We start from the raw sequence: 12,473 nt of genomic DNA on the forward strand, positions 1-12,473 counted from the left end.
AGGTTACTTCCGTATCTCTTGTTTGATAAAGGCTTCGAGCTGTTGAGAGTGATTCGTCGCCCATAAAGGGGACGTTTCGTTTTCGAAAGGGAGTTCCGCCGCTGCGGCAAACCCGTGCACGTCTTGGATAATGCGGATGTTTCTGCTCTTCATACCGCCCATGAAATTCGTGGCCAGACCGTCGATGTCGGCCAGGATCGCTATTTTTCCGAAAAAAAGAGCTTCCTGCGCACAGGTTGAATAACAGGTCATATGAATATCCGAAACGCGCATGACATCGTAACATGAATATTCACCCTTGAACAGATAGACGTTGGGACCCATGCCGAATTCGGCATAATAATCCCGGTCGAAATGCCTCAGAGAGAATATAAAAGCGATGTCGGTATGCTCTCTGGCAAGTTCGCGAATGAAAAGGGCGAGCTTTTTTTCGGCCGTGTACTGGGTTGATACGGAGACACTTAGGCGGTATCTGCCGGTGAGGTCGAGGAGTTCTTCGGGGAGCGGTTCGCGTGCGATCAGCTCCAGCTGGTAGCGGCCGACGGGATAGATTCGGGTAAATGGGTTGTTCGGGGTGTTTTCGAGTGCACGCTTATCGTATTCTCCGAATGCAAGCAAAACATCGGGGAAATAGGAGGTATCGAGCGGTTTGCTCAGGTTGTAGGCGAAATGTTCGGCGCCGATGGCGGAATGTTGCGCTTCGACGGTTTTGATCCCCAGTTCCGATGCGGCTTTGAGGATCGCCTGATCGCTGTCGTAGCAGCTGACAAAGACCGCTTTGGGGCGGTAGAGCGCAAACAGCAGCCGGTAAACCTTTCTGCGTACGTTGAACGCACGGATGAAGGAATCGTAATCAAAGGAGGTCGCGTTCTCACGGTTGATGGTATCGAGCAGCGGTATTTCGATGCGTTGTCCCAGCAGCCGTTGGGGAACGAGCAGCAGGCGGACGATCATGTCGATTAGTCGTTTGGAGACGATTCGTTTCGTCGATATACGGTTTCGGGGGAGATGATCCGGGTTTGGGAGATCGACGTAGAGGCATTTCTCCTTCCCCAGCAGGTCAATGAGCGCTTCAAAAGCTTTTTCGCGGTAGATCCCCTGGTGCAGGAAACGCGACTGCGTGTTGGAAAAAACGACGTATTCGTAGCGTTTGAACCAGTTTCGGAAGCCGTAAAACGTTTCGCGGAGTGCTTTGAATGCTTTTTGGAGAGAGTTTTGCTTCCGTTGCCGAGCGTACTCTCCCGTCATATTCTGGACCGTGTGCCAGAAATAATAGGTTCTCAGGTACGACCAGACTTGTTCTCCTTCGTAACGAATGGTTTCGACGTCGTAACGGCGTTCGGTTTGTTTAAACGTGCTGTTCATGGTTTCTCCAAAACATCCAGGGCATGGGATAGAGCCGGTAGGCGACGATCCATCCGAGGAGAAAAATCATCCCGTATCCGCAAACGAGGGCGTAGGCCGAGCCGATGACGCCGTAACGGAGGATAAAAAAATAGTTCAAGCCCCACAGCACTGCGAGCGAGAGGGTTGTAATGACCGAGAGAAGGTAGGTTTTTTTTACGTAGAAGATGTAGTTGGTCACGATGAAATAAAATCCCTGCAACAAGAAAGCGACTGACAATACCTGCGACAGTACGATACCGCTCCGGTAGCCTTCCCCGATGAAAAAACGGTACACAAGCGGTATGAAGGCAATGAAAACGAGGGTGAATCCGGACATTGCCAGCGCGACTTTGTACGTTTGTCGGACGATAAGGATTTTGGTTTGGAGTGAAGGAGTGGCGTTGAGCTGTTCATAGAGATGCGGCATCCATGCTTGGTTGATTGAGGTCATGACGATCAGGATGGCGCCGGCAACCTGAAATGCGACGCTATAGATTCCGACTTCTCCGGCCCCCAGCATATTGGCCAAAAAAAGTTTGTCCGACATCGCCAGTAAAATTCCCGCCAGGGTGTGGGGAAGCAAGGGGATGCCGAAGCGCAGCGCTTCTTTGATTGTGCCGCGTGAAACGCGAAACTCCAGGTACCCCAGACGGCGAAGTACAGCGAGGCTGACAAGCGTAAAAACGGTGTATGCTGCGACGATCCCCAGAATACGTCCTTCCCATCCCATTCCCATCGAAATGATGAAATAGAGGGTAAAGGCGAAATTCACGAGGGTAAGGGAGATTTTGAATTTTCCGTAATTCAGCGGTTCCTTTTTGGCCTGGAAGATGACCGGCAGCATCGTCGGGATCGACTGCATTAGGACGAAAAAAGGGACGTAGAGAATCCATTGCACAGGAATTTTGAATATATCCGAAAGAGGGTTTTGGAAAAGGAAAAAAAGGAGCTGCAAGATGCTGAAAGCTCCAATCGGTATCCAAATCATCGACGAAACGAAGTGGCCAAACTCGGTGCGGGAGAGTTTGGAGTATTCCATCACGAACAAGCTGTGAATGTTTAACAGGACAAACGGAAACGACAGGCTCATTAAAAGCTGAACCAGTGAAAGTTTCCCGTAATCATGTGGGTTCAGGTACGACGTCAGCAGCGGCAGCAGCAAAAACGGCAGCGCGGCATTGACCATGTTGGCTGCCGAATAGGAAAAAATGTGTTTGCGCAGACTCACAGGTACAGCCCAGCTACTTTGAAATTGATCTCTTTGTCGCGAGTGACGACGATGATTGCTACAACAGGCTGCTTTTCAATCATGGCGCGGTCTCCGGGATAAGAGATATCGGGTCATGGGAAGCTCGTAACGCGCATAGACGATATGTGACGCGATGAGAGTAACGAGGATCATGAAAACGATCTGCGCTTCCGGGGTGATATCGGTGCCGTTGAACCACAGGACGTTACAGATAAGGAAAATGACAGGGTGCAGAAGATAGACAGTGTAGGAAATGTTGCCGAAACGTTCAAAGACTTTTTCTGCTGTGCCCGCAGGGTTGATGTGCGGGTTCAGCGCCGTAAATAGGTAAAACAATGTCAACGCGACTGCCGAGAGTATCAGGCGATTTTCTTCGTAGATAAGGGCGACGATTCCTCCTTTAATCGGGTAAAACACCGCAATAGCGGCGGTTACGGCGATGAGAAGCCATACGGTCCGTTTTCGGAGGATAAAAAAGGGATTTTTTTCGAGGTAGAACACCCCCGCGAGAATCCCGAAGAGAAAAAAGTAGACATGGTTCAGCGGATTCATGTAGATCGGCCAGTACAGAGCTGTTTCGGGGGAATCGTACATCCCGTACGAGGAGATAGCCAAAGCTGAAAGCGCCAGTGCGAAAAGGAGTACTGTTCCCGCCGTTTTCCCTTTTTTGGCGACATAGAGCGCGATAGGGAGAAGCAGGTAGAACGCGATCTCCATTCCGATCGACCAGCTCCCCGCCGTAAAGCCCGTATACTCCCCGAAAAACACGAAACTGATCGTCAGGTTCAGGAGAATCTGTTCAATCGCAGGGAACGTTTTCCCCCCTACAAGCAGCGAGGCCAGAAATAGGGTCACGACGAGCCAGTAGAGTGGATAGATTCTCGCAAACCGTTTGAAAAAATAATCCTTTAGCGCACGGATGTCAAAATGATCGAATTTGCGGTAGTAGCTTAGTGTCAGTGAAAAACCGCTGATGATGAAAAAGAGCGAGACTCCGTAGAGCGCATTGCGCGTCAGGAAGGACGTGGCATCGGGAGTCAAGAGTTTTTCCCACATTGAATAGTGGTAGACCATTACGAGTAGGGCCAGTATCCCGCGCAGGTAATCGATCGTATAGACTCTTCCCATTAAAAAAACTCGTAGTATTCGACGTTAGCCCGCTCATACTCTTCGATCCGTCCAATGTCGAGCCAGTATTCATGGATCAGGAACGAAATCGCCTTGCGGTTTTGGGCGATCGCCGCTTCGAAGAGCGATGGCATGTCGTAAAACCGGTTTTTGGGGATCAGCTCGATAACCTGCGGGCTGAGCATGTAGATCCCGGCGCTGACGAAAAATTTGTGAACCGGTTTTTCGACGATCGAGAGAATACGGTTCTCTTCGACGTTGACGACGCCGTAGGGAACCTGAAAATCGTATTCGCGGACGCACATGGTTGCCGCTGCGTTCTGGTCGGTGTGGTATTCGAGGAGATGTTCGAAATTGGTGTTGGTTAACAAATCGCCGTTCATGACGAAAAACGGCTCTTTCGGGAGGGGGGAAAGAAGGCTGAGCGCCCCTGCTGTCCCCATCCGCTGCTCTTCGAGGAGGTATTCGATTGTCACGCCGAACGCGCTTCCGTCGCCGAAGTAATTGCGGATGACGTCAGATTTGTAGTTGACGCACATCACGATGTCGGTAAATCCGTACTGGGCAAATTTTTCGACAATGGTCTGCAAGATAGGCTTGTTTCCGACTTTCAGCATCGGTTTTGGGGTTTCTTCGGTCAGCGGCCGCAGACGGCTTCCAAGCCCCCCGACCATCAAAACGACTTTGTTGGGCTTGCGGTGCGGGCGGACCAGCTCTTCGATCCCCCGGATCCCGATGACACGGTTGTCGTTGTCGACCAGCGGCATCTGGTGGAGTTTTTTTACCAGTGCTTTTTGGAGGATTTCCTCTTTGGAATCGGTCAGTTTCGCGACGGTCGGGTTTTTAAAAACGATGCTTTCGACCGTATCGTCCAACGTCAGGTTGCTCAGCAGCCCTCGGCGGATGTCGCCGTCAGTGAGGGTACCGATGAGGCGGTCGTTTTCATCCACGATGATGGCGATCTGCATTGCTCCGTTGTCGATGATTCGGAGCGCTTCGCGGATTGTTGAAGAAGAGAGGAGTTTGATTTGATCTACGGGGTTCATTCGATTCCGTCCAGATCGTAAAACGACTTTTTCAGCAACCCGGAGAATTCGGTGCTTCTGAGGATTTCGAGTATTTTGGAGCTCGCGTTTCCATCACCATACGGGTTCGTCACGCTGCGGAGACTCTCACGAAACGGAATCGAATAAAGCCGATCCAGGGCACCCATGATCCCTTCTTTGGTCGGGGCGCAGTCGATGACACTGGCAGCTTTAAGGCGTCCTTTCTGGCGGTCTCCGATATTGACGGTTCCGATGCGGAAACTCGGGGCTTCAGTCAGTCCGCTCGAACTGTTTCCGACTACTCCGTCGACGTATTGCAGCGCGCTGAGGTAACGCAGCTGCCCCAGCGAGGCGAATCCTGCCGATGTCTTTGGGTATCGGGCTACATATTCGTCGATCATCCGGTTGATGACCCGCCCGTCGGTGTCGCTGTTGGCTTTGGTAAAGAATATACAGGTTTCTTCAAGCGTCGAAAGGACGTCGAGAAGTGCACCGAATTGTTCCTCCGAAGTTGCATTTTCAAGGGTAACGGGGTGAAACGTCACAAGGAGGTTTTTCGGCGCGAGCGTGAAACCGATACTTTCTTCGAACGCCTCTTTTGAGAGGAGCGGAAGGCAGCGGATGTTCTCGATCCCCATCCCCCCGACGTTGAAGACCCGATCGGGGTGTTCCCCCAGCTGTATGACGCGACGGCGGTACACTTCAGCGGCGGTAAAGTGCAGATGAGCCATTTTGGTGATGCTGTGACGCATCGCTTCGTCATAGGCTCCTTCAGTTGTTTCTCCGCCATGCAGGTGAGCGGTCGGGATGCGTGCGATCATGGCGGCACTTGCGGCACTAAAGATCTCGTAGCGGTCTCCCAGCACCACCAGAAGATCAGGTTTGAGCTCGTCAAAACATTCGGCGAACGAGATTTGCGCCAGCCCCATCGATTTGGAGATGCCGATCGGGGTATCGCTGGAGAGGAGCATCTCGACTTTTTTGTCGATAGGGAACTCTTTTTCGATGTCGCGGTAAGTGAGGCCGAATTCGGGGCTGAGGTGCATTCCCGTGACGACAAGCTGCAGCTGCAGTTGCGGGTCGGCTTCGATCTCTTTCATGAGCCAGTAGAGCAGGCCGTATTCGGCCCGTGTCCCGGTGACGACGCAGATTTTTCTCATAAGGGTTCGTCCTCTTCGTAATCTTTGGTTGAACACTGCCCGAGGATCTCGTCGTAGCGCATCGGGCTGATCCCGTTTCCGGGACGTTTGATCGCGATATTCTCGGAGGTGAAACTCTCCCCCGCGCGTATGGGGCGGGCTGCAACGATCCTTTTGCGGGCGACGGCCATGTTTTTGCGTTCGCTCTTTGAGGGTTTTTTGACTCCGTTGCCGAGGGCCTGTTCGATGTTGCGGATCGCACTTATCATCGCGCACAGCTCGTCGGGCTCCAGGCTCGCCTTGTGATCGGGCCCTTCCATCGTCCGGTCCAGGGTGAAATGCTTTTCGATGACGCTAGCCCCCATCGCCACCGCGGCAATTGGAACTTCGATTCCGTTGGTATGATCCGAATAGCCGACGCGGACACCGAATGCCGATGCAATCGTGCGCATCGCCCTGAGGTTCACTTCGTTCATCGGACAGGGGTATTCGGTGGTTGCGTGAAGCACGGTAATATTTTCTTTGGGGGTCCCCGAAGAGATGAGAAGGTCGAGCGCGTCCTCGATTTCGCCCAGATCTGCCATCCCTGATGAGAGGATCACCTCTTTCCCCAGCCCCCCGATGCGGCGGAGGTAGGGGAGATTGGTGATCTCGCCGCTGGGGATTTTGAAAATTTCCATCCCCAGGTTGCTTAGCAGATCGATGCTCTCGTGATCGAACGGCGTCGAGAGGAAGCGGATCTTTTTATCGCCGCAGTAGCGGATGAGTTCGCGGTGCGCCGATTCATCCAGCTCGAGCTTTTTGATCATGTCGTACTGCGATTCGGATGCGTTCGTCGTTTGCTTTTGGTACTCGGCTTTTTGCGCGGTTTTGGAGACTAGTTTGTCGGCTTTGAAGGTTTGAAACTTGACGGCGTCCGCTCCCGCTTCGCTGGCAACGTCGATCAGTTTTTTGGCGAGTTCCAGCGAACCGTTGTGGTTGACCCCCGCTTCGGCGATGATGAAAGTACTCATGTAACGATGCTCCCCGCTTTGATGAATGACGCTTCCGCGATCAACGCTCCCTCTTTGGAAACGGCGTTGCTGCCGACGAAAGTACCCTCTCCGACGACGGTGGCGCCGTTGAGGATCGCTCCGGTCGAGACGTGGCAGTGATCCCCCACACGGCAGTCGTGCTCGATCAGGGCCTTGGTGTTGACGATGCAGTTTGCCCCCACCCGTGCGTGGGCGTTGATTAGCGCGTCGTGCATGACGACGCTCCCCCGTTCAACCCGGGCATGGGGGGAAACGTAGGCCCGCGGCGATATGATGGAAGGGATGACATAGCCCGCGCGTTCGAGCAGCGCGAAGAGTTTTTTGCGCAGGTCGGGGGTGCGCACCTGTCCTACGCTGACGATCGCATAGGGATAACGCGAGACGAGGGACGACAGGTCGTCGTCGCACCCGATTACGCGGTACCCCAGGATTTGTTCTCCGATGAGTTCGGGACGGTCGATAATCCCCGCAATCGTGTATTGCCCTGCGGCTTCGATCACATCGATTAGGGCTTTGCAGTGCCCCCCTCCGCCGACCAAAAGGATTTCGGGTTTCATGGGCGCACGCTGCTGGGGATGTTGACCACTCTTTCGGAGAGAAAGAGGGCGTTGGAAAGATCACCGCATCGGCAGTTCTCAAACATCGGGAGGTGGTTCATCAGCTTCCAGATCGGCCGTGTCATGACGCCGTTGGCATTAGTGTATTCCAAAAACGCATCCCGTTGTTCGAGATTTTCCAGCACGATGGCGTTGAGCCAGTAGTTCGAGCGCCCGTGCGGCGGTTCTGCGGCAAAACGGATGCTCAGACCGGCAAAAAAACGGCGGTAGGCTTCGGCAAGGTCGCGTTTGTTTTCCAAGAATCCCTCCAGCTGCTCGAGCTGCGCGCACAGCAGCGCCGCATTGAGGTTGGGGAGACGGTAGTTGTAAGCGACTTCATCGTGCGCATACTCCCACGGATGGGGAATTTTGGCGGTCGTCGTCATGTGTTTGGCCCGCTTGGCGAGCGTTTCGTCGTCGGTGACGATTACCCCGCCGCCGCCGCTGGTGATGATTTTATTGCCGTTGAAGCTGAATGCGCCGAGGCGGCCGAAGGTCCCGGTATGCTTCTCTTTGTAATAGCTGCCGAGCGATTCGGCGGCGTCTTCGACGAGAACGATGTTCCATGCGTTGCAGAGCGCTTGTATTTCATCGATGCGGCAGGGGTGGCCGAACGTGTGCATCGGTACGCACGCACGTATAATTTTGCCGCTGGTGCGGTTGAGGCAGCATCCCCCCTCAAAGGTGCAGTGCTCTTCCAAAAAACGCTTCAGGGCGTCCGGGCTCAGTCCCATCGTATCGCGGTCGACGTCGAGGAAAACCGGATCGGCGCCGCAGTAGCTGATGGCGTTTGCCGTCGCGATGAATGTCAACGGCTGGGTAATCACTTCGTCCCCCCGCGCTACCCCGCCCAGGAGCAGCGCGATATGCAGCGCAGCAGTGCCGTTTACCGTCGCGACGGCATATTTGGCACCGACCGTCCGTGCGAATTCGGTTTCAAATCGGTCTACAAATTTTCCGACGCTGGAGACGAACGTCGAATCGATGCATTCGTTCAGATAAGCTTTTTCATTACCGGCAAAACGGGGTTCGTGGAGCGCGATGATCCCTTCGTTTTGGTAAAGGTTGCGGATGAACTCTACGATTTGGGTCTGCATTTACATTTTCCCGTCCAGGTATTTTCCGGTCTCTTTGTGTGCGAAATCAGGGATCATCTCGAAAAAGAGGTCGATGATTGCTTCTTTGCTCCATCGGCGCGAGCTCTTCATCGCTTCGATTTTTTGGATGAAGAAGTTCAGTTTCGATTCTTCAAAGACGGGATCGTTCTTGATCACCCCAAGGTTATGAAACCGTTGCATGTCGAGGGTCTCTTTGTCGGTGAAAAACTCTTCAAAATCTTTTTCTCCGGTCGTGTCGCTGGCGGTGAAAAGGCAGGGCCATTTTCCTTCGTCCGGAAGCGTTTTGACTAAGGCTCTGGCTTCGTCTTCGGTCGCGCACAAGTAAGGCTCGTATCCGAGCGCTTTGAGGTATTTTACCGCGATGTCGGCAAATGTGACGAGATGGAGCTCTTCACTCAGCTTTGGGAAAAAGATATCGCGATTTTCGCCGAAGATACACGACATCAGACACAGTTCACCCGACTCCTTGGGAGTGACGAAATAGCGTTTGATATCGTTTGGAGCGACGATGGGCTGGGCTTTCTGGATTCGCTGGTTAAACCCGTGCAGCAGTGAGCCGTCGCTAAAAGCGACGTTGGCGAAACGCGCGGTGGAGATTGCGATTTCAAGGCTTCGGCGCATGAGGAACATCTCCATGATCCGTTTGCTCGCCCCCATCATGTTGACGGGGTTGGCCGCTTTGTCGGTTGAGACGCAGAAATATTTTTTGCTCCCTTTCGCAATCGACTGCCGAAGGGTTTTGTCGGTATTGAAAATATTGACGTCGATCATTCGCATCAGGGTAAAGGGGTCTTTTTCGCTACGGACGTGTTTGAGGGCCGAGAGGTTGAGGACGTAATCGTAGCAGCCATCGGCTTCGATGAACGCATCGTATTCGACCGAGCCGATATCGAGGGCGTAGGTTTGAAAATCGCCGTCGATGTATCCGAATGAACTGCGGATGTCCCGCACCAGTTCGACCATATTGTTCTCGCTGATGTCGACAACGTGGAGTTTACACGGATTGCGTTTGAAAATTTCTTTGGTCACTGCTTGGCCGATCGAGCCCGCGCCGCCGATGACGAGGAACGTCGACGAGGAGACGATCCGTGAGAGTTCGTTTTCGTGTTCGGCAATGTCTTCGCGAAACAGTTCTTTGTTCCGTCCGATCAGGGAGAGGATATTCATAGCGCACCTGCCGTATATTCGATTTCTGCGTCGGTGAGAAACGGATTCATGGGCAGACTCATAATCTCGTTTGCGACCGTTTCGCTGATCGGGAAATCCCCTTCTTTGTATCCGAGATAGGTAAAACATTCCTGAAGGTGCAGCGGCATGGGGTAGTGGACCGCGGTCGGGATGCCGCGGTTTTTGAGCTCTTCTTGGAGAGTGTCACGGTTTTGGACGCGGATCGAATACTGCGCATACGCTGAGGTACGCTCGGGTGCGATGAAGGGGATAGAACGTTTTTCGCTTAACATGGCGTCGTATTTGCGGGCAACTTCCTGTCTTTGCGCCAGGTCTTTTTGGTAATGCTTCAGCTTGACGTTCAGCACCGCTGCCTGAATCGTATCCAGACGGCCCCCGATACCGATGTATCGGTGATGATACCGTTTGCTCTGCCCGTGCACTCTCATGGAGCGCATTTTCTCGGCGAGTGAGTCGTTATCGGTGAAGATTGCTCCGCCGTCGCCGAAGCATCCCAGCGGTTTGGCGGGGAAGAAGCTGGTGCAGCCGATGTCGCTCAAGGCGCACGATTTTTTGCCTTTATAAGTCGCCCCGAAGCTCTGCGCCGCATCTTCGATGACGATAAGGCCGTGTTTGGAAGCGATGGCGTTGATCGCGTCCATGTCCGCCGTCTGCCCGTAGAGGCTGACGGGGATGATCGCTTTGGTCTTGGCGGTAATTTTATCTTCGATTTTGGCCGGATCGATGTTATACGTCGCTTCATCAATATCGACAAAGACGGGAACGGCTCCCAGATGGGCGATCATCTCGGCGGTGGCGATAAAGGTGAAAGGCGTCGTGATCACTTCATCCCCGGGAGCGATATCAATGGCCATAAGCGAGAGCTGCAGCGCATCGGTTCCGCTGGAACAGGTGATGGCATGCTTGACGCCGACATAGGCTGCGAGGGCGCTTTCGAGCTGCGCGACCTCTTCGCCCATGATGAAGTTGCATTTGTCCATGACGGCAAGCACTGCCGTATCGATTTCGTCTTTGTAGAGGAGGTAGTGTTTTTGGAGGTTGGCGAAATCAATGGTCATGCAAGCTCTCTTAGTCGGTCATTTTCAAGGATATAGCGGCTGTTGTCGTAGGAGTCTACGGCGATGTTGTTCTCATCAAAGCTGAGCGTGTTGCCCGCACGGCTGACCCATCCGATCTGGCGCGCGGGGACACCGACCATAAGGGCGTAAGGTTTGACGTCGCGGTTGACGACGGCACCGCTTCCGATCAGGGCGTATTCGCCGATCGTGATACCGCAAACGATCGTTGCGTTCGCACCGACGCTGCATCCGCGCTTAAGAAGCGTTTTTTTGAACTCTTCGCGACGCACGATGAAAGCTCTGGGATTGACGACGTTGGTAAATACCATGCTGGGGCCCAGGAAGACGTCGTCTTCGCACTCTACCCCTTCATACACGCTGACGTTGTTCTGCACTTTGACGCCGTTGCCGATTTTCACTTTCGGGCCGACGACGCAGTTTTGTCCGAACGAGCAGTTCTCCCCGATCACGCTTCCTGAGAGGATATGGCTGAAATGCCAGATTTTCGTGTTGTCGCCGATGGTGACGTTCTCGTCGACGTAGCTGGAAGGGTGAGTGAAAAAGGGTGCCATCAGCCGAGCACCTTGCGGCAGAACGGGTGGTAGTCGCCCACAGCACCCAATGCCGGCAATTTCCGGATTGTCGAGACGATGTTGATCGAGTTGCGCGCTTCGTCGAGGCCGAAACCGCCCCCTTGCAAAATATGGCGGTAGCTGGTGGTGTGCAAGTCGGTGAACCCTTCGCTGAATTCGAACTCTTCGCCATTCACCGTGATGCTGCGATAGGTCGTTTTCCCCGAAGCTCTGACTTCTTCGGGGATGTAGTCGTAATTGACGCTCAAAAACCATCGGACGTTGGCATTTTTGAGTTTCATGTATCCCGCATTGGCATCGGGCTGTTTGAGGTGGACGACGTTCTCCTCGATCGGGCCGAAAATCCAGCTGAGCATGTCGAAGAAATGGACGCCGATGTTGGAGGCGATCCCGCCGCTTTTGGCCTCGTCACCTTTCCAGCTGACGAAATACCATTTGCCGCGGCTGGTCAGATAAGTCAAATCGATATCGTAGATTTTATTCGGATTGGCTTCGAGTTCTTTGGCAATCTTGTTTTTCAGGGCGATGATCGAGTCGTGCAGACGCAGCTGCAGGATGTTGTAGACCTTTTTTCCCGTCTCCTCCTCGATCACTTTGAGCTGGTCGATGTTGTGGGGGTTGAGGACGAGCGGTTTCTCGCAGATCGCGTGGGCGCCGCTTTTGAGGGCGAAGCGGATATGGCTGTCGTGGAGGTAGTTTGGGCTTGTGATCGCGATATAGTCGATTTTTTTATCGGTTTCCCGGTGGTATTTGTCGATAAAGCGGTCAAAGCGCTCGAATTCGGTGAAAAAATGGGCCTGCGGGAAGTGGCTGTCCATGATCCCGATCCCGTCGTATTTGTCGAGTGCGGCGATGAGCGTATTGCCGGTCTCTTTGATGGCTTTCATATGGCGCGGCGCAATGTAGCCCGCCGCTCCGATAAGGGCAAAATTTTTCAT

Annotated in this window: 12 protein-coding genes; all 12 read right to left on the reverse strand. The window is 53.5% G+C overall.

Annotated elements, in window-relative coordinates; translation table 11 throughout:
- Positions 1-3: 3 nt before the first annotated feature.
- On the reverse strand, positions 4-1,365 hold the full coding sequence (locus JU82_RS02280; RefSeq protein WP_037946033.1) for a hypothetical protein: 1,362 nt from the start codon (positions 1,363-1,365) through the stop codon (positions 4-6).
- On the reverse strand, positions 1,349-2,614 hold the full coding sequence (locus tag JU82_RS02285; protein WP_037946035.1) for an oligosaccharide flippase family protein: 1,266 nt from the start codon (positions 2,612-2,614) through the stop codon (positions 1,349-1,351). The genes JU82_RS02280 and JU82_RS02285 overlap by 17 nt, the downstream gene beginning before the upstream one ends.
- Positions 2,615-2,689: 75 nt before the next feature.
- On the reverse strand, positions 2,690-3,763 hold the full coding sequence (locus tag JU82_RS02290) for an acyltransferase (protein ID WP_037946037.1): 1,074 nt from the start codon (positions 3,761-3,763) through the stop codon (positions 2,690-2,692).
- On the reverse strand, positions 3,763-4,809 hold the full coding sequence (locus JU82_RS02295; protein ID WP_037946039.1) for a nucleotidyltransferase family protein: 1,047 nt from the start codon (positions 4,807-4,809) through the stop codon (positions 3,763-3,765). The genes JU82_RS02290 and JU82_RS02295 overlap by 1 nt, the downstream gene beginning before the upstream one ends.
- The gene (gene neuC, locus JU82_RS02300; RefSeq protein WP_037946041.1) at positions 4,806-5,969 is read right to left on the reverse strand and encodes a UDP-N-acetylglucosamine 2-epimerase; all 1,164 of its coding nucleotides are present in this window, start codon (positions 5,967-5,969) and stop codon (positions 4,806-4,808) included. Before neuC ends, JU82_RS02295 begins: the two co-directional genes overlap by 4 nt.
- On the reverse strand, positions 5,966-6,961 hold the full coding sequence (neuB, locus tag JU82_RS02305) for an N-acetylneuraminate synthase (RefSeq protein WP_037946043.1): 996 nt from the start codon (positions 6,959-6,961) through the stop codon (positions 5,966-5,968). Before neuB ends, neuC begins: the two co-directional genes overlap by 4 nt.
- On the reverse strand, positions 6,958-7,539 hold the full coding sequence (locus JU82_RS02310) for a NeuD/PglB/VioB family sugar acetyltransferase (protein WP_037946044.1): 582 nt from the start codon (positions 7,537-7,539) through the stop codon (positions 6,958-6,960). Before JU82_RS02310 ends, neuB begins: the two co-directional genes overlap by 4 nt.
- Positions 7,536-8,675, reverse strand: coding sequence for a LegC family aminotransferase (locus JU82_RS02315; protein WP_037946046.1), 1,140 nt, complete (start codon positions 8,673-8,675; stop codon positions 7,536-7,538). The genes JU82_RS02310 and JU82_RS02315 overlap by 4 nt, the downstream gene beginning before the upstream one ends.
- The gene (locus JU82_RS02320) at positions 8,676-9,863 is read right to left on the reverse strand and encodes a UDP-N-acetylglucosamine 4,6-dehydratase (protein WP_037946049.1); all 1,188 of its coding nucleotides are present in this window, start codon (positions 9,861-9,863) and stop codon (positions 8,676-8,678) included. It lies immediately after the preceding gene.
- On the reverse strand, positions 9,860-10,942 hold the full coding sequence (locus JU82_RS02325; protein WP_037946051.1) for a DegT/DnrJ/EryC1/StrS family aminotransferase: 1,083 nt from the start codon (positions 10,940-10,942) through the stop codon (positions 9,860-9,862). Before JU82_RS02325 ends, JU82_RS02320 begins: the two co-directional genes overlap by 4 nt.
- A complete protein-coding gene (locus JU82_RS02330; RefSeq protein WP_037946053.1) occupies positions 10,939-11,514 on the reverse strand; it encodes an acyltransferase in 576 nt (191 codons plus the stop codon). The genes JU82_RS02325 and JU82_RS02330 overlap by 4 nt, the downstream gene beginning before the upstream one ends.
- Positions 11,514-12,473, reverse strand: coding sequence for a Gfo/Idh/MocA family oxidoreductase (locus JU82_RS02335; RefSeq protein ID WP_037946055.1), 960 nt, complete (start codon positions 12,471-12,473; stop codon positions 11,514-11,516). Before JU82_RS02335 ends, JU82_RS02330 begins: the two co-directional genes overlap by 1 nt.

It is taken from the genome of Sulfuricurvum sp. MLSB (genome assembly GCF_000747095.1).
Lineage (GTDB): Bacteria > Campylobacterota > Campylobacteria > Campylobacterales > Sulfurimonadaceae > Sulfuricurvum.